Below are 17,182 nucleotides of genomic sequence, written 5' to 3'. Positions count from 1 at the left end.
GAACACTCTTTGCTAGAGAGTTCATTGTTAGAACGCTCTTTTTGAGAATACTCTTTGTTAGAAAACTATAAATAACGGCTTCTTAGATGGTCTTTGAAGTATTGCGCGTTCAAGGTTTCGCCCGTTGCGTCTTTCACCAAGTCATCGGTGTTAAGCAGGCTACCTTTACTCCAAATATTCGATTCTAACCAAGTGAAGATAGGTGATAGGTCGCCACTTTCAATTACAGCGTTCACGTCTACCGTTTTCTTCATTGAAGCCATGAACTGAGCCGCGTACATCGCACCTAGTGTGTAAGATGGGAAGTAACCGAATGCGCCGTCTGTCCAGTGAATATCCTGCATGCAGCCATTAGTGAAATTGCCTTGAGTGTTTAAGCCAAGGTATGACTGCATCTTAGTATTCCATAACTCTGGAACGTCGGTGTGTTTGATCTTTCCATTGATCAAATCACGTTCAATTTCGTAACGTAAGATAACGTGTGCAGGGTAGGTCAGCTCATCAGCATCGACACGGATGAAGTCTTTCTTCACACGAGTGTAGATCTTCTGGAAGTTCTTTTGTCCAAACTCTGAACCAGAGAACTGTTGGCCCGCTAGGTTTGCTAAGTGCCCGATGAATGGGTCGCTGCGACCAACTTGCATTTCAAAAAATAAAGATTGAGATTCATGAATACCCATAGAACGAGCTTCACCCGCTGGCTGCCCAGCTAAGTGCTTTGGTAAGCCTTGTTCGTAACGCGCGTGCCCAGTTTCGTGCACGATACCCATTAAGCTCTGAACGAACTCCGCTTCGTCGTATCGGGTTGTGATGCGCACGTCTGAAGGCACGCCGCCACAGAATGGGTGAACACTTTCATCTAGTCGGCCGTGTTCAAAATCGAACTGAAGCAGCTTCATGACTTCTAAACCCAGTGCTTTCTGTTTCTCGGTCGAATAGATACCCGATGGTGCGTTAAATTGCTCGCTCGATTGCTTTTCGATCACTTCGTCAATCAGGCTTGGTAGCCAAGTTTTAACGTCTGCAAACAGGGTGTCAAGCGAAGCAGAGCTCGTTCCCGGTTCATAGATATCCAGCATGGCATCATAAGGCGTTAGGTTCGCTGCATCGGCGCGGATCTGCGCTTCTTCACGAGATAGCTCAACCACTTCACGCCAGTTCTTTTCGAACCCAACCCAGTCGTTGTTACCACGTTGGCTTCGCCATGCATGTTCACATTTTGAACCTGCTAGAGATTTCGCTTCAACCAGTTTTTCTGGAAGTAGATTAGCTTGTTGCCATTGGCGTTTAATTTCACGCAAAGACGATTGTTGCTCGCCATTTAGCGCTTCGTTTTCAGCGTCTGAAATCCAATCGCCAAGCTGTGGTTGCGTCATCAACCCGTGAATATGAACCGAAAGTTCGGCCATCGCTTCACTACGAGCTTGGTTACCACCGGCAGGCATCATTGAAGCTTGGTCCCAACCACAAATAGAGGCGAGGTGTTGAAAGCGTGAACATTTTTGAGAGTGCTCGACTAGTTTTTTGAATGCGCTCATTTGACTACTCTTAATTTGGTTTCTTTAAATGATCCTTAGGACAGCGTCAGCTTTAAGGTTCATCTCTCGTGTACTTTGATTATGGCTCTGCTTTTTAATGACGCAGTACTTCGTAGTTGAAGATACAGCGATAGAAGATATAGCGATAAAAGCATGAGGCAGTACGATGCCTAGAATTTACTATTTCTTAACAAATCAAACTGTTCCATTGTGCACAAAATCAGTGACTTGTATAGCAAATGGCAATTGTTGCTTGCGAATTGTTCAGATAAGCGGTATTGATGATAGATCGCTGAACAACAATGACAATAATATGGATATTTTGAACTTTGAGGCATTTCTAATTGCCATCACTATTTTAACACTAACGCCGGGCTTAGATACGGCTTTGGTGATTCGCAACACGAGCCGCTCGGGCTTATCTGACGGTATAATGACCAGCTTTGGTATTTGTAGCGGCCTCTATGTACACGCCTTTTTCTCTGCTGTAGGGATTTCTGCAATTCTTGCCCAGTCTGCTGAACTCTTTCAAGCCGTTAAGATGGTGGGTGCGGTTTACCTCATCTGGCTTGGCTTAAGCAGTTTGCGAGCGTTGATGAAAAACGGTGGCGGTTTGAAGGTTGGTGAACAAGTTCAGCAAGCATACAGTGCAAAGCGTTCTTTGCGTGAAGGCTTCTTGTCTAACGTTCTTAACCCCAAAACAGCGGTTTTCTATTTGGCCTTTTTACCTCAATTTGTAAACCCTGAAGGTTCGCCTTTATTGCAATCTATGTTGATGGCTTCGGTCCACTTTATGATTGCGATGGTGTGGCAATGCGGTTTGGCTGGGGCACTTAACTCAGCTAAAAACTTGCTCAAGAACGCGAGTTTTATGAAGTGGATGGAAGGTGTGACGGGTATGGTGCTGGTGGGGCTAGGTGTTAAGCTTCTGATGGAAGAGCCAGTATAACCTGAACCGTTTTGGGTATAGGTTATTGAGAGTCGTCCTAAAGGCTCTACACAATTGAATTAAAAAGAAGAAAGCCCACGTTAGGTTTGTATATAAACACTGCCGTGGGCTTTTTTGTTAATGGTAAACCGAGTGTTAGATGTGAGCTACTGCGTTATTCGACAACGCTAATGTTCATCTCAGCGCCTTCGAAACCTAAGTCACTTAACTCATCTGCATTAAAGTTGGTGGTAACTTCGATATCACCAATGCGCTCAGTGGTTTCGCTGACTGAATCAACGCTTCTTTTGCTACGAACACTGTTGGTAATTGGTGTTGCTTGGCCAATTTCAATGGTGCCTGCAAATTGAGATTCAGCGTTAAAGTCGCCAGATACGTAAGAGTGGAATGGGCGTAAGCTTCCTCCAGTCGCGTACTGCATGCTTGATAAACCGGCTTCTTTGATAGCCCAGCCCCAGTCCCACCATTTCGTTTCGCCTGGGATGTATCGGTGATCCCATTGGTAGCGAATATCGGCTGATTCATTGCTGCTACGGCCCATAGTGAAGGTGTGAGCTTTGTAAGGGCGGTTGTCTGGTTGAGTGTGCCATGCGTTACCACCCCAACGAAGGAAGCCGTTAAATTCAACATCGTAACTGATGTCAGCGTTGAATCGGTACGGATAAGAGATGGTTGAACGATACAACTCAACTCGAATCGGCAGCTCCGAATTCGCTGGAACCATAGGACGAGCTTGCAGTGTTACTTGCTCGCTAGTGGAGTTGCCATTGGTTTCAGCAAAGCTCTGGTTCGCTTCTAACTTGATTGTAAGCTTAGTCTCGCCAACCAAAGGCCACTTGAATGTATTCTCTGTTTGAACACTTTCGGAGAACCCATAGCTATTCGTTTTCGACCAATTTGTAGACTCATCGACTTTTAGGTCGACAACGACTTGCTGCGCGATGTCGCTTCTGTTTCTTGCCGTTGCATAAACGGTCTTAACCAGTTCACGATCGGACTCGACGACATCGCCGTGCCAAAAATTATTGTCGTTAACGGTGTAGGTGAAGTTATCGACGGTGATCTTAGTCTTTTCGTTACAGCGATAACCATCACAAGAGCCACTGTTGTTACCTTGTATCACCCAAGAGTCACCCGAGCGGTTAATGGTCATGTCCTCACCAACATACTGACTGTTGTTACCGCCAACCCAAGCATAACCTAGGTTGTGAGCTAGATAGCTAAGAGGGCGTACAAAATCATTGCGGTTGTTTACTAAGTCATATTCAACGTCTATCTCGCTGCCTTCTGTGACGGCTTTAGCAGAGTAATTTGGTATTTCAGATTGGTCATTGTTCGGATAACAGAACGTCGACCCGCTGTTTGATTGTTTAATTTCGCCATGATAACCAGGTCCCATGATTACCCAGTTTCCTTGTAACCCGGTAATCTGCCAAGTGCCCATACGAGCGACCAAAGCACTCTTCTGCTCTTCGGCTTCATAACGGTCTAAAGGGCGATAACCAGAGCGACATACATCTTCACCAAGTTGGTCAAACACTATTTGGTCTGGGTAAACCTTTGCGTTTACACCGGTTGATAGAACAGACAACACTGCGGTTGCTAAGAGACTTCTGTTTATACTAATCATTAACAATTCCCTCGTTTGTAATTTTTCTATTTTGATAATGTTTTGTGTGCCGTGTAGTTAACAAGACAAGTTCACTTTTTCATGTTGATAAATAGATAGATACTGAAAAGGCTTGAATTAATTTACCCTTTGAATTCATCGGGTTGTATTGTTGAATGTGTTTATATGGTGAAAGTGTATGCAACTTAAAGGAAATTATTTGATGGGGCTCAAACCGTTTTTAGAAAAATAGAGTGTTATTATTTGGGCTTAAACGTCAAAACGCTTTGATGTTATTTCGTTACGCTTGATGTGAATGGTTAAGTAGAAAGCTAGATATAACCATTCACAATGTTCGTAACTTTAAGGCGGGTATTTAGCCATAAGGAGTCTAAATCTAGATTGGATATCTTGATATGCGACCTTTTTTAACATTGAAACACTTTAAGTTAGGATAAAGTCGCCATTGTATTACTGACAGAAGAATAAAAATAACCATCCGTTTTCTATGTGTAATATCGGCAAGGATCGTCATTTGATAATAAAGTAGCGGTTGCTGGTGGAAAAACTGTTCCTAATTATCGCTTAGCCAGAAGTTGTGTTCGGCCTGTATTACACGTTTTTATTATGGCAAATAAATCATTTGAACTTAAGATATCAATCTTTATCGTTAATGGGTCATTGTTGATTAAAAGATAAGGTGACAATAGGCTGTCATTCATTGTTTTATTTATTTTTTGTACAGAGACTAAGTCGATGGTACCAGATATAGAAAAGAAAAATGATTGAGAAGGGTTAGCTTTTCCTTTGAATCTCAGGACAATCGGGTTTGGCATGTTGTCGTCCTGGACTGACATAAGATGCAGGACTTCGTTGTTACTTATTTTTGTTAATCCATCGGTACGTAATACATTGTCATCCACTATGAAGTCCACCACACTATGTTGATAGCGATGCTCTTCTTTTGGTTGGGGCGAAGGGATATTCCATATGCCAACTAATAAAGCGAATGCGGAAATGAGTGCAACGAATGGCATCATAGTTGGCCTCTCTCTAGGAATAGCGCCAGCTCGGTGCTAGCTCGATCCAATTGTGTTGACGTGTAAAAGATATTGACAGACTGGCGTGTTGCTTTGTTGAGTACGGAGAGTTCTGAATAGCCGGGCTCTTCGCTAACGTACGCCACACAATCACATTGATACTGATAGAGGATGCTTTCTAGCTCAGGAGTCATCGCCATTTCAGGATCTTGGAAAACTTGTACTTGACCAATCCACTGCTCGTTTAGTCGGTTAACCGGGTTGATATCACTGAGGTTTCTCTCATTAACTTTAGCGAAAGCCAATAACGCGGATGCCAGCAGCAAACATCCAGTAGTGAAGTAACACAGTCTATTTCGGTATGAGCCGACTTGATGGTAAGCAGGTGTCGTCTGTTTAGATTCAGATTCATGGCTACTTGCAAGAGAGAGCGCAATACTGCTTTGACCTTGTGAACAGCGATTACCTAATGAACTGCTATGACTTAGTGAACTGGTATGACTTAGTGATATGTGGTCGCTCACTGGAGTGAGAAGTATAGTGGCTCCACTTTGTGGCTGCGATTCGATCAAGACACAACCATCGATAAGGCGGTAACCAACCTTTGGCACAGTCACGATTGGCGTCTCTTTGATACCGAGCTTAACGAATCCTTGGCGAAGCAAGCTGATACATTTCGCTAGTGACGTATCACCAATGAATTCGCTTCCCCATGCGAAACTAATAATATCTTGTTTGCGCACAATTTCGGGAGATTTTTTAAGTAATAACTCTAAAACACGAGTCTCACGATATCCTATTTTAATAGAACGTTCGTCGTTATAAATACGGTTTTTAATTGGGTCAAATTTGATCATATAGCCAACATTTTATTTTTATTATAATTCTCTCAAGAGTGTAGATGACTATAAACTGACTCATATGTGAATTAAAGTCACATATTTTATTATGGTGTTTTTTTGTGTGGTTGGAACAAAATGTTTCTTATTCGTTTATGATAAAAATAACGCTATTTAGACACAACCTGTTAAATATAAGTAACATCTAATTAAGCGTTGGTTTTATTAGTGACCTTTTTATTAGTCTTTTCATTATTTTAATTAGAACAACCGCCGAATAAATATCTTATTATATTTTTGGGTATATAGGACAAGTAATAATGTAGTCATTTGAAGCGTTGAATCAATAAAAAAGCCCGCATTTATTGCGGGCTTGGTGTTCAATCAATTCAAGTTATGCTTTAACGGCTTCACAATCATTTGAAGAAGTTAAAGGTTTGAAGAATAGCTTTGTTTCTTCGATGACAACGTGGCGTAACAAGATAAGACCGATAAGGTTAGGAATAGCCATTAGGCCGTTCACGATATCAGCCATCAGCCAGATCATGTCGAGTTTTAGGAATGCACCAGAAGCAACCAACGCAATGAAGATGATTTTGTAAGGCAGTACTGCTTTGGTACCTAGTAAGAAAACAACACAGCGCTCACCATAGTAGTTCCAGCCTAAAATCGTTGTAAACGCAAAGAAGATTAAGCCAATCGAAACTAACATTGGACCTAGAGTATCGGCGTTTAAACCCACAGCGAATGCATGAGTGGTCATCGCTGCACCAGAGAGGTCGGTTTGCCAAGCACCCGTTAAGATTAGCGCCAAGCCTGTCATCGTACAGATGATGATGGTGTCAAAGAAGGTACCTGTCATCGAGATAAGGCCTTGCTTCACGCACGAGTCCGTTTTAGCCGCTGCTGCTGCCATAGGCGCACTACCTAGACCAGATTCGTTCGAGAATACACCACGAGCGATACCTGATTGGATAGCAAGCATGATGCTTGCACCAAAGAAACCACCGGTTGCAGCGGTGTTGGTAAACGCAGAGGTAACCACAAGGGTAATGGCATTCAGTAATTGGTCTGCATTTGAAACCAGCACGCTCAAACACGCGACGATGTACATAATTGCCATGGTTGGAACCACTTTTCCTGCCACCTTCGCGATAGATTGAATACCACCAAGGGTTACAACTGCCACCAATATCGTAAGAACGACAGCAGACATCTCACGAGAAGCACCAAATGAAATTTGAGTTGCGTCTAAGATAGCGTTGACCTGTGGGAAGGTACCAATACCGAAGCAGGCAACACCTAACGCGAAGACAGCGAACATTACCGCTAAGATTCGTGAGCCGACACCGTATTGCAGGTAGTACATTGGGCCGCCAACCATTTCGCCATTGCTATCGGTTCTGCGGTATTTAACGGCAAGTAGACATTCTGCATATTTGGTCGCCATACCAAATACAGCGGCAAGCCACATCCAGAATAGGGCTCCAGGGCCACCAATCTTAATTGCGGTCGCTACACCAACGATGTTACCTGTACCAATAGTTGCTGAAAGTGCTGTACACAAAGCGGCGAAACTCGATACGTCACCCGTACCGGATTTGTCTTTGGTGAACACCATTTTTAGTGCGGTTGGGAGGTGTCTAAACTGGAGTAAGCCTAAGCGAAAAGTAAAGTAGATCCCCGTTCCCACTAGAAGAATAAGCAGTGGTGGTCCCCAAACGAATTGGTTGATGGTTTGTAGTGTAGCTTGTAGATGGTTCATAGTTTCCCCTTAATAAATATAAAATTTAAGGAGAAGAGGGAAGGCAGTGCGGATCTCAGGGATCGATAGCACTACTTAATACAGACGGATTTCTAGATAGAATTCTTTTGTTAATTAAGGCTGTTGCTTTCCACTCCTCTGTCCTTTTGCCTGAGAGTTTCACTTAGCGAATCACTTATAGATAAGTAACGGGCACTAAGCTTGCTCCTTCGGCGACCGCTTGCTACAAAAAAAGTAGTACGGTTCTCTCCAGAGGTTCCTCCAACGACAGTCCTCACTTTTCTGGATTTCTCCAGCATAAAGCACCTGAAAGATTTACTTCTTCGGCGGGTCAATCTAACTAAATGTTAATATTTAGTTAAAAACCACTCTCCTGCAGTCTTCATCGGAACAATTACCTAAATAATTAGGTAATCTGTAGACGTATCCTAGATCATATAAAATGTGATGTCAGCTACAAAATATCTGTTTGCTTAAATGTTGTTCAACTAAATGATCAAACAACGAGTCTCTGACGTAACTTGCTTATTTAAATGGTATAAAATAGAGAAACAAGGAGGAGTTATGACTCGACTAATAGCGATTGTTTTTTTATTGGCTTTGGCATTTGTGCTGTTTCGTTACCGGACAAACGAAAAACTGCAAAAAGGGGTAGTGATCGTTATCGTTAGCAGCTTCCTTTTGTATACGGCCAGCTTGATGATTTCGGAGTTAACTCGTTAAACCTGTCTGTGAGTAGATAAGACGAACGTGTAAGCAAAGCTCAAGTGCTTCTGGCTTGGGTAATAGGTTTAACTGAGCTTAAAGTATCAGTATCAGTATCAGTATCAGTATCAGTATCAGTATCAGTATCAGTGACCGTGTAACGTTAAACAAATTTTTGGGAGTACCCGCTAGTGAACCAGCAATCTGGACAAAGCGAACAAGATGAAGTGGTTGTTATTGAAGAACGCGATAAGCGCAGTCAGCTTTATATCGGCATTGCTGCGGTTATAGGTTTGGCGTTAGGTGGCTTGATCGGTTCTACAATCACGGCTTCGAAGTGGGAGTCCACTTATCAGGTACTCGAAACTCGTTATCAAGAACTGCATGACAGCAAAACACAGTTGATGACATCCGTTGAAACTAAAGTGGCAAAAGTCGATACCGAAATCGATGAAAAAGTAGAAGCCGCTCTAGTAAAACAAACAGAAGAACATCAAAAAGAGCTCCAAGACCTAGCGAAGCAGTCTTCGGTTTTAGAGAAAGCGAACTACTCATTAGAGCAGCAGCTAAACGAACAGAAGCAAACGTTAGAGCAAACTCAGCAAGACAACCAGAAACTTAATCGTCAGGCTGATATGCAATCGACCTTGTTTGAGCGTTCGCGTGAAGTTTTCCGAAAAGAATTACAGATCTCTCAAGAACTTGAAAAGCTTGAGAAAGAAAAAAATGAACTTGAGCAGAACCTTGGTTCTCTGAAGAAAGCGTGCGACGTTTTCTTAGATGGCACATCATGGGATGCTAAATCTGACGCGTGTGAGAAGCAGGATAACGCTAACTCTCGTCTGAGTGATATCAGACAAATGATTGAAGTCCACACCATGGATCTTAAGCAGATCAAAACGCTCACTGAAGAGATGGGCCTATAAACCACAGGCTTTAATCAACCCAGAGATAGTTTACAGTAAATATTGAAACGCCCACATCACACACGTTATGTGGGCGTTTTGCGTTTTCTGGGGAGCATAGATCCGGTGCTTTCTCATTATTGATTATTTGAGTGTTTTCATTGTTTGCTTAGATATTTGTGAATAGTTACGTATATTCGCAATGATATGTTACTTGTTGTCTATTGAATGACTTTGCATACATATTTTCAGATCAGAGTCGCTGCATAATAGTGTTGTTCAGGATGAACACGCAGTCGATTGCTAGCTCGCATTTGGCTGCTTTGACGACAAGGGATGAAGTGATGCCAGAGTACCTTTGTGAGAACTGCACCATAGCTTATTGTTTCGATGATTGTTGTTCGCCATTAGCGCAAAAAGAGATGATCGAAGTAGAAGAATTAGTTCGTCGTTTCGACGTTGAACATGATGGTGAAAAGAGTGAAAAGAGTGAAAAGAGCATTGAGGATAGCAACTAGCCCAACTATTCAGGCATAAAAAATCCCCACAAGCAAAGCTAGTAGGGATTTGGATAAGCTGCAGTCCTGTTCTCGCTTTCTCAAGCAAAGGGTCTTACAAAAATTTTTAGAACAGCCTCGTTTATTAGAACTGTATCGTTATGAGACCTAAATTAGTTATCAGATCAACATCATTCCACTAAACGTTATTTATCGTAAGTTTTGATTTCACCTGATTTCACACGAGCAACAAATGATTGCAGTTCTTTCTTCACAACAGGCATTAGGAAGTACAGGCCAAGAATGTTGAAGATAGACATCGCAAAGATAGCCGCATCAGAGAAGTCGATTACCGCGCCAAACTGAATCGTCGCACCAATAACAACAAACACACAGAACATCACTTTGAAAATCAGTTCCGTTGTTTTGCCTTCACCAAATAGGTAAGTCCAAGCCTTAAGACCGTAGTACGACCAAGAAATCATCGTCGAGAACGCAAACATGATTACCGCGAGAGCAAGTGTGTATTTGAACACTTCTGCAGTTTCAGTAAACGATGCAGCAGTAAGCGTTACGCCCGTTAAACCTGTTCCATCATATGGACCTACGTTTAAGCCAGCGATAGTGATTACCAATGCCGTCATTGTACAAATGATTACCGTATCAACGAATGGTTCTAGTAGTGATACAAGACCTTCAGTGATTGGTTCTTTTGTTTTTACTGCTGAGTGAGCAATTGCTGCTGAACCTACACCTGCTTCATTTGAGAATGTTGCACGTTTTAGACCTTGGATTAGGGCACCAATGAATCCACCAACCACACCTTCACCGGTAAATGCACCTGTAAAGATTGCGCTGAACGCAGGGCCAACTTGATCAAGATTAGAACCGATAACAATCAGAGCCATACCGATATACAGAGCAGCCATCCAAGGAACAACTTTTTCCGTTACCGATGCGATAGAAGGCATACCACCAACAATCACAGAGAAAACTAAAGCAGCGAGTACAAGGCCAGTGATCACACCGTATTCACTCGGTACATCGAATGCGTAAGTTAACATGGCATGTGCTTGGTTAGCTTGGAACATGTTACCGCCGCCCAACGCACCTAAAATACACATTAACGCAAAACCAATTGCAAGGGCTTTACCTAGTCCACCGAGTCCTCTTTCGCTTAGGCCTTGGCTTAGGTAGTACATTGGACCACCTGAAACAACACCGGAAGGTAGAATAGTTCGGTATTTCACACCTAAGGTACATTCACAGAACTTAGACGCCATACCCAGAAGACCACACAAGATCATCCAGAATGTCGCACCAGGACCACCAATTGCGAGTGCAGCACCCACACCGGCAATATTACCAAGCCCAACAGTTCCAGAAAGCGCGGTTGTTAACGCTTGAAAGTGAGAAACTTCCCCTTCGTGTTTGGAGTTAGGGTCTGTGTACTTACCTTTAATAATGTCTATTGCCATCCCGACACGTTTAAATTGAACAAAGCCAAAGTAAACAGTAAAGATGATCGCAGCGAGCAATAGCCAGCCAACAATGATTGGGAAGTTTGCTTCACCAAGTGGAACACTTTTAAATATTAATCCAACGAACCAACCTGTGTAGTCATTGAAAAAACCATCAACACTTTGGCTCAAGTTACTGATACTTTGACTAAATGATCCTTCTTCTGCAAATGCACTGGAACTAAACAATAATATAAACCCAAAAAATAATTCACGTAAGTTTTTCATGGTTTTCCCTGTCTTTTTATTAAATTATGTTTGCTGCTGTTGTGTTTGTTTTTTATTTGATTTTTTACATCTCAGTGATTTATCTACTTCATTCGACGGCAACATAAACGGCTGTAGCTAGGTCGAAAAACGAAATAAATATAAGTACTGATCTTGCTTTGTATGGATATCCTTTTGGTATGTGAACCAATAAGACTATGGTATTCGGCCTACCAAGCCCTACTGATAATCCTATACATAAAAATAATACCCTCAAAGAAATTTTTACAATAAATTTACAATTGTTCGGGTTTTGTCATTGTTTTGGAATAAGTCGATGCTTTTTAGGTTGTAAAAGGCATATGCAGTTGCTGTTATAGCGACGGGCTAAGGTGAATTATAGTGGGGGATCACAGGGAAGTCGGCGAGTTTGAATATTCGATATGTGCTTGGGAAGCGTTTATACAATTGATGGCTTAAGATGGAATCAGGCCAGAGAGTATTAAAAAGGCCCTTTATCAGAGCCTTTTTAATGGTTTACGATGAGCATGAGCATGAGCATGAGCATTAGGCTTAACGTTTAGAGACTAGTGCTACACGGCCCCAGTGATACGTTTACTCGATTTGTGGTAGAGCTTGAGCGCCAACAGCGAGCCCCATAAAGCGACTTGTCCCCATAGCAATGTCCATTGAGATGCCACTTCTTGCCAAGATGCACCCATCTGATTAAGCGCTAAGAAGCCTTGAATAGCTGGTGTGCTTGGGAACAATTGCGATAACAGTACTAGCCATTCAGGCATCATTTCAACAGGCCAGATAAAACCTGAAGAGAAGATCAGCGGCATTGAACTGATTAACACCACAACCGTGACTAACTCTCTTCTTGGCACTAGCTCACCAATAAAAATCCCGATCAAACAACTGGCCAATAAGAAGGGCAGCAGTAAAGTCAAAATCTGTGTCGTTGAGGCGAGCAAATTTATTCCATACATCGAAAAGCTCGCGCCGAAGTAGTACATCGACAACAAGTAATAAATGCCGACTAAGGTACAACAACGAGCAAGCATCAGTTTTGCCGGAGAGGTCTTACTCCAATAGCCAAACGTAGATTGAGCGTTTTGGGTTGCCCCAACTAAACCAGAAGCCATGGCTAAGGTTTGTTGCAGGATCAACACAAAGACGGCTGGAACCACGTAATCGATATATCCCATGCGGCTATTGAACGTTGGTTTTAGGTTCAAGCTAAACGCGCTGTAGCCTTTGGCTGCGGACTCTAAAGGTACTCCTTCTACTAACAAGTGACTGACCTTAACTTGTGCAGCTAACGTGCCACCTGCCTTGGCAAGCCCTTCAACAATGGTTCCATACACTAAGAAGTAAGAAGCATCGCCGGCGTAAGAAAGCGTCGGGCTCTTACCGAGCAGCAGGTCTTTATAGAAGTCTTCTGGAATGACGAGGAACCCACCGATCTCTTGGTTAAGTACGGCTTGTTTTGCATCTGCGATGCTGGAGTCTCGACGTACCAATTCGATTTGAGAGGTGGCATCCACCATTCGTTCTAATTGGTAGCTGCTTTGACTCTTGTCCAAGTTTACTACCGAGGCTTTAAGCTGTTGAGGAACTTGGTGCGCGTAAGGCAATGGATACAAGAATGAATAGAAGACCACACCACCAAATACCGTAAGAAGTACAACAGGGTTACGCAGTACCGCTAACAGTTCTTGCTTGAGCAGTTGAGTAAAGCTCATCGTTTTACTCCTTGTGGTGCTGATTGTTCAGATTTCTCTTGTTGTGTTGAAGGTGTTGAAGGTGTTGAAGGTGTTGAAGGTGTTGCTTTTGCAGATAGAGCTGCTTGGGCTGTTAGATCCGTTTGTGCAGACTGATTCGATTGCGCCAAGTGTTTCTTAATCAACAAAATCACCACGAAAGCAGGTATCGCATACCACAACATAGAGGAGAGGCTGATAAGCGACTGTGCCACGCTCGCGCCATAACTTGATTGTGCTGTTTGTACTTCGATGTAATGACTCACGGGCAGTAAGCTTCTCCAGATTTGAGCTGCTGTGTTCATGTCGGTGACTGGAAAGGTAATCCCCATGAACGCAAAGCTTGGTGCTGTAAAGGCGCCAGCGAAACTCATCGCCCTTGCAGGATCGAGTGTTAAGAAGAAAAACAAACAACCCATGATGATACAACTGATGACGGTAAGCAGTTGGGCGACGGTCAGTGCCACAAAACTGCCGTTAAACGGCCAGTCTAAGAGGACATAGAACCAAAAGCTAAACGCGATACCAAACATCAAAAACAAGACAAGGTAGGGCGCTAGTGTTGATGTTAGTGATTTCATCGGGGCGTTGGATAACCAAGCATGAAGACCACGAGCTCTAACGTTCGCCGTCAAAACCAATATCGTGCCCACCACAATCATGATCTGCCATAGTGCAGGAATAACCGCAGACACCAAGAACTGAGCATAACTGGTGTTCTTGTTGAACAGTGGCGTGATCTGGCTTTGCACTGTTACTGCTTGGCCTAATGCTGATTGCACCGTGGTATCACCGTGTGATAACTGCTTAGCGACCTCAAGTTGCGCGTTAAAAGTCCCCTGAGCCTGCAGCAACGCCGAATTCACTAGCTTACCTATCAAGATAAATTGGCTGTTGTAGAACACAGACACTTGCGGATTCAATCCGAGCAGAAGGTCTCGGTCAAAATGCCTTGGTATCACAACATAACCGTAGATATCGCGTTCAATCATCGCTTTCGCCGCTTCACTCGCAGAGCTGTATTTCTGAGTGACTTGCAGCGTTGGTGATGTATCAACAAGACGTGTGAACTGTTGCGAAATTTGGCTGTGTTCCAAGTCAACAACCGCAACCGGTAAGTCACGAGCGATCCCTTGCGAAAAAATCAGCCAAATACTGGCAGCAAGAAGCAAAGGTATCCAAGTTAGGCAAGACAACAACCATTTGTCTTTGCGGACAATCGCCCACTGCCTAAGCAAGGTATTCTTCGCTCTATGATGCTCAGTTGATTGCGATCTTCTAGATTGCGAGGCTGTAGATCGCGAGCCTATCGATCGAAAGTTAGCAGACATACGTCACCTAAAGCTCAACCACTAGGCTCATGCCCATACGCAGTGTTTCGCTCGTATCGACAGGGTGCGCTTCTACTTCAAAAGTACGTAAGTCGAAGCCTTGTGCTGCGTCTGTTGAACGCCAAGTCGCGAAATCACCCATTACGGCAATGTGTGTCACTTGGAAAGTTAATGATTTATCCAGAGCCGGTAGGTACGCCTCAAACTGGCTGCCTTTTTCGAAGTGCTTAAGCATATCTTCACGTACGTTGAGCACGGCCCATGCATCCTTGGTGTCGATAACAGTCACAACAGGGAAACCTTGTGGTGCGAGCTCACCGCTGCTTAATAGCACCTGAGACACTTCGCCATTAAACCAACTGTGGATCTGTGTGTCTTTTGCGTAAGCTTCAACTTCCGCCACCGCACCTGCCGCCATTAATGCTTTTTGAGCGGCTGCCACTTTGGTTTCGTCACGAGCGCCTTCTCGTGCTAATTGATACATTTGGAACGCAGCACTTTCGGTGTACTTCGCCGCTTGCCACTGTGTTTTTGCTTCATCGCGTTTTTGCTCGGCAACGACACCATCGTTGTAAAGGTTGTTTACACGTTGGTAGGTTTTGTCCATAAGATCGGCTGCCGCTTTTGCTTTCAACCATTGGTCTTTAGCGGCTTGGATTTGCTGAGTACGGGCACCATTCTCTGCTTGTTTTGCTAATGCGCCAGCAGCTTTTTGACCTGCTTTTGCTTGTTCTAGCTTCGCGTCAATCTCAGGGCTAAGAAGAGAAAAGATCAATTCGCCTTTTTCAACTGAATCGCCTTTACGCACGAATATTTCATCAATTCTGCCAGGTACTTTCGATGAGATGCTGTATTGCTGCGCATCGATTTGACCTTGAAGCTTAACCGGCTGAGGTTGGTAAGCTTGGTAGAAACTGTATCCGACCCAGCCAATAACGCCGATACCAACTAAAGATAGAAGAAGGGGCTTAATAGGTTTCATGAATTATCCTTTTGACTGGCTATCGGTGTCTGTTTTTGAGTCGAAGTCAGACGGAACAGAAGAGGTTAAGTAACTCGAGTAAGCATTCATTTCGCTGGTTAGCGCTAATAGCTTGTTCAGAGAGATTAGGTATTTGAATCGCGCAGCAGATTGCTGGGTTTTGATGCTCGCAAGGTAGAGCTCTGCATCAACCACTTCTAGCGAGTTCGAGAGTCCTTGAGTGAAGGCTTTTTTACGGAGTAATAGGTTTTCTTGAGCCAAAGCCAAGCTTGAGTTCAGGCCTTGAACCTCCTCAATTGCTTGGTTCGCTTCAAGGTAAGTCTTCTGTACCAACACGGTTAAGTCTTGCTTAGCTTGCGACTTCAGGAATTGAACCTGTGAGACAGCACTGTGAGCGGCGGCTACTTTGTCTGAACGGCCAGAAGTATCAAGCAGCGGCACATTCACACCAATGCCAACTAACCAATCGGGTTTCATTTCGCTGGCTAGAGAGTCATCTTCATACAGGCTGTAATCACCGTAAAGGTATACTTCTGGATAGTATTTACCTTTCTCAGCTTTAATTAAGCTGCTTGCTTGTTTCTCTTTTGCATCAAGAATCTTAAGGCCGGGATAGGTCATGAGTGTTTGGTCAATGAACACATCCATATGAGGCAGGTTCTTATTGATAAACAGTTGCTCTGAGGGTTCTACACTTTGGCTCTGACCAAGGATTTGAGTCAGCGCTAATTGAGCAATCTTAAGATCGTTTTGAGCTTTAGTTCGCTCGACAACCGCTTTGTCTAGTGACGCATCCGCTTGCAAGCGTTCTACTCGTGCGATTTGCCCTTGTTGTTCAAGCTTGATGGCGAAATCACGATGCTGAGTTAAGCCAGCTTCAACGGCTTGACGCGTTTTCACGACGTCTTCCGCTAAGATCACCGAGAAGTAATATTTACTTAAGTCTTCGTAGCGAGCTTGTCTTTCCATCAACAACTGGCTTTGCGCTTCTTCGCTTTTACCTTCAGCAGCATTTTGCGCAGCGGTAATTCGCCCGCCTGTGAAGATAGGCCAAACCGCGCGAATGGAAGAGCTAAAGATGTCTTGCTCGGTGATGGTGGAGGTTACACCGCCAAGTAGGCCAGCAAATCCGGGTGGTATTGGAAATGGCAGTCCACTCAAGCTATCTGAAAACTGTTCACCATTGATGGTTACGTCACTATCAAGGTGCGTGTAGTTAGCCCCTAAGGTAATAGAAGGCAAGTTGAGGCTACTCGTTGAGTTCTGAAGGTGTTGATAACGTTCAACATTGGCTTGTTGAGCCGCAAGTGAGTTGTTGTTTTCTTGTAATATTTGCCACGCTTCAGAAAAAGTGAGCGGGGTAGCATAGCCTGGCGAAGTCATGGTGCCGAGAAGCATACTAGCGACCGCAAGGTAACGGAATTTTGGTTTGGTCATCTGCATTAAATACCAAATTAGAGCATTAACTCTAATGTTAACAGGGTGATAGTCATTTGTCTTGAGTTGATTGTCTCATATGATTAGAAACA

The 17,182-nt window shown here is 43.6% G+C and carries 14 protein-coding genes and 1 riboswitch; of the genes, 4 read left to right on the top strand and 10 right to left on the bottom strand.

The genetic code is table 11. The features are described from left to right. Positions 1–65 precede the first annotated feature (65 nt). Positions 66–1,538, bottom strand: a complete 1,473-nt coding sequence (locus L3V33_RS17985; protein ID WP_237290957.1) for a carboxypeptidase M32 — start codon at positions 1,536–1,538, stop codon at positions 66–68. A 313-nt stretch (positions 1,539–1,851) separates the two neighbouring features. Between L3V33_RS17985 and L3V33_RS17980 the strand changes: the two genes are divergently transcribed. After that, on the top strand, positions 1,852–2,487 hold the full coding sequence (locus tag L3V33_RS17980) for a LysE family translocator (protein WP_102567533.1): 636 nt from the start codon (positions 1,852–1,854) through the stop codon (positions 2,485–2,487). Positions 2,488–2,641: 154 nt separating this feature from the next. Here L3V33_RS17980 and L3V33_RS17975 read toward each other — a convergent pair whose 3' ends face one another. The 4 genes from L3V33_RS17975 to L3V33_RS17960 all read right to left on the bottom strand — a co-directional run bounded on the left by L3V33_RS17975 (position 2,642) and on the right by L3V33_RS17960 (position 7,740). Next, entirely contained in the window at positions 2,642–4,117 is a 1,476-nt protein-coding gene (locus L3V33_RS17975) for an aerolysin family beta-barrel pore-forming toxin (protein WP_237290956.1), read from the bottom strand. A 557-nt stretch (positions 4,118–4,674) separates the two neighbouring features. Then, entirely contained in the window at positions 4,675–5,136 is a 462-nt protein-coding gene (locus L3V33_RS17970) for a hypothetical protein (protein WP_171313520.1), read from the bottom strand. Further along, positions 5,133–5,993 (bottom strand): winged helix-turn-helix domain-containing protein, encoded by an 861-nt coding sequence (locus L3V33_RS17965; protein WP_237290955.1) that lies wholly within the window; start codon positions 5,991–5,993, stop codon positions 5,133–5,135. Before L3V33_RS17965 ends, L3V33_RS17970 begins: the two co-directional genes overlap by 4 nt. Positions 5,994–6,369: 376 nt before the next feature. Then, complete coding sequence (locus L3V33_RS17960; protein ID WP_061025471.1) at positions 6,370–7,740, bottom strand: sodium:alanine symporter family protein; 1,371 nt, start codon at positions 7,738–7,740, stop codon at positions 6,370–6,372. A gap of 128 nt (positions 7,741–7,868) precedes the next feature. Further along, positions 7,869–8,003: riboswitch (glycine riboswitch) on the bottom strand. 301 nt (positions 8,004–8,304) lie between these two features. On the opposite strand from L3V33_RS17960, the gene L3V33_RS17955 reads away from it, so the two are divergent. The 3 genes from L3V33_RS17955 (at position 8,305) to L3V33_RS17945 (ending at position 9,868) form a co-directional block, all read left to right on the top strand. Beyond that, positions 8,305–8,463 (top strand): hypothetical protein, encoded by a 159-nt coding sequence (locus L3V33_RS17955; RefSeq protein WP_048659466.1) that lies wholly within the window; start codon positions 8,305–8,307, stop codon positions 8,461–8,463. 173 nt (positions 8,464–8,636) lie between these two features. Then, positions 8,637–9,371 (top strand): chromosome partitioning protein ParA, encoded by a 735-nt coding sequence (locus L3V33_RS17950; protein WP_102495782.1) that lies wholly within the window; start codon positions 8,637–8,639, stop codon positions 9,369–9,371. Positions 9,372–9,634: 263 nt separating this feature from the next. Continuing rightward, a complete protein-coding gene (locus tag L3V33_RS17945) occupies positions 9,635–9,868 on the top strand; it encodes a hypothetical protein (RefSeq protein WP_237290954.1) in 234 nt (77 codons plus the stop codon). A gap of 185 nt (positions 9,869–10,053) precedes the next feature. On the opposite strand, the gene L3V33_RS17940 is transcribed toward L3V33_RS17945, so the two are convergent. From L3V33_RS17940 to L3V33_RS17920, 5 genes are all read right to left on the bottom strand, one after another. After that, positions 10,054–11,595, bottom strand: a complete 1,542-nt coding sequence (locus L3V33_RS17940; protein ID WP_054547673.1) for an alanine/glycine:cation symporter family protein — start codon at positions 11,593–11,595, stop codon at positions 10,054–10,056. Between the two features lie 572 nt (positions 11,596–12,167). Beyond that, the gene (locus tag L3V33_RS17935; RefSeq protein ID WP_237290953.1) at positions 12,168–13,322 is read right to left on the bottom strand and encodes an ABC transporter permease; all 1,155 of its coding nucleotides are present in this window, start codon (positions 13,320–13,322) and stop codon (positions 12,168–12,170) included. Further along, the gene (locus tag L3V33_RS17930; protein WP_237290952.1) at positions 13,319–14,671 is read right to left on the bottom strand and encodes an ABC transporter permease; all 1,353 of its coding nucleotides are present in this window, start codon (positions 14,669–14,671) and stop codon (positions 13,319–13,321) included. Before L3V33_RS17930 ends, L3V33_RS17935 begins: the two co-directional genes overlap by 4 nt. Positions 14,672–14,678: 7 nt before the next feature. Further along, positions 14,679–15,653, bottom strand: a complete 975-nt coding sequence (locus L3V33_RS17925; RefSeq protein ID WP_054547676.1) for an efflux RND transporter periplasmic adaptor subunit — start codon at positions 15,651–15,653, stop codon at positions 14,679–14,681. A 3-nt stretch (positions 15,654–15,656) separates the two neighbouring features. Continuing rightward, positions 15,657–17,096 (bottom strand): TolC family protein, encoded by a 1,440-nt coding sequence (locus L3V33_RS17920; protein WP_237290951.1) that lies wholly within the window; start codon positions 17,094–17,096, stop codon positions 15,657–15,659. Positions 17,097–17,182: the final 86 nt, after the last annotated feature.

Origin of the sequence: Vibrio sp. A2-1 (genome assembly GCF_021728355.1) — a bacterium.
Taxonomy (GTDB): Bacteria; Pseudomonadota; Gammaproteobacteria; order Enterobacterales; family Vibrionaceae; genus Vibrio; species Vibrio splendidus_K.
The sequence above is the reverse complement of the archived record's forward strand: the minus strand, read 5'-3'. Positions and strand labels throughout refer to the sequence as shown.

Coding starts and splice junctions, on each gene's coding strand:
- L3V33_RS17985 (WP_237290957.1), bottom strand. CDS start 1,538: ATGAGCGCATTCAAAAAACTAGTCGAGCACTCTCAAAAATGTTCACGC.
- L3V33_RS17980 (WP_102567533.1), top strand. CDS start 1,852: ATGGATATTTTGAACTTTGAGGCATTTCTAATTGCCATCACTATTTTA.
- L3V33_RS17975 (WP_237290956.1), bottom strand. CDS start 4,117: ATGATTAGTATAAACAGAAGTCTCTTAGCAACCGCAGTGTTGTCTGTT.
- L3V33_RS17970 (WP_171313520.1), bottom strand. CDS start 5,136: ATGATGCCATTCGTTGCACTCATTTCCGCATTCGCTTTATTAGTTGGC.
- L3V33_RS17965 (WP_237290955.1), bottom strand. CDS start 5,993: ATGATCAAATTTGACCCAATTAAAAACCGTATTTATAACGACGAACGT.
- L3V33_RS17960 (WP_061025471.1), bottom strand. CDS start 7,740: ATGAACCATCTACAAGCTACACTACAAACCATCAACCAATTCGTTTGG.
- L3V33_RS17955 (WP_048659466.1), top strand. CDS start 8,305: ATGACTCGACTAATAGCGATTGTTTTTTTATTGGCTTTGGCATTTGTG.
- L3V33_RS17945 (WP_237290954.1), top strand. CDS start 9,635: ATGAACACGCAGTCGATTGCTAGCTCGCATTTGGCTGCTTTGACGACA.
- L3V33_RS17940 (WP_054547673.1), bottom strand. CDS start 11,595: ATGAAAAACTTACGTGAATTATTTTTTGGGTTTATATTATTGTTTAGT.
- L3V33_RS17935 (WP_237290953.1), bottom strand. CDS start 13,322: ATGAGCTTTACTCAACTGCTCAAGCAAGAACTGTTAGCGGTACTGCGT.
- L3V33_RS17930 (WP_237290952.1), bottom strand. CDS start 14,671: ATGTCTGCTAACTTTCGATCGATAGGCTCGCGATCTACAGCCTCGCAA.
- L3V33_RS17925 (WP_054547676.1), bottom strand. CDS start 15,653: ATGAAACCTATTAAGCCCCTTCTTCTATCTTTAGTTGGTATCGGCGTT.
- L3V33_RS17920 (WP_237290951.1), bottom strand. CDS start 17,096: ATGCAGATGACCAAACCAAAATTCCGTTACCTTGCGGTCGCTAGTATG.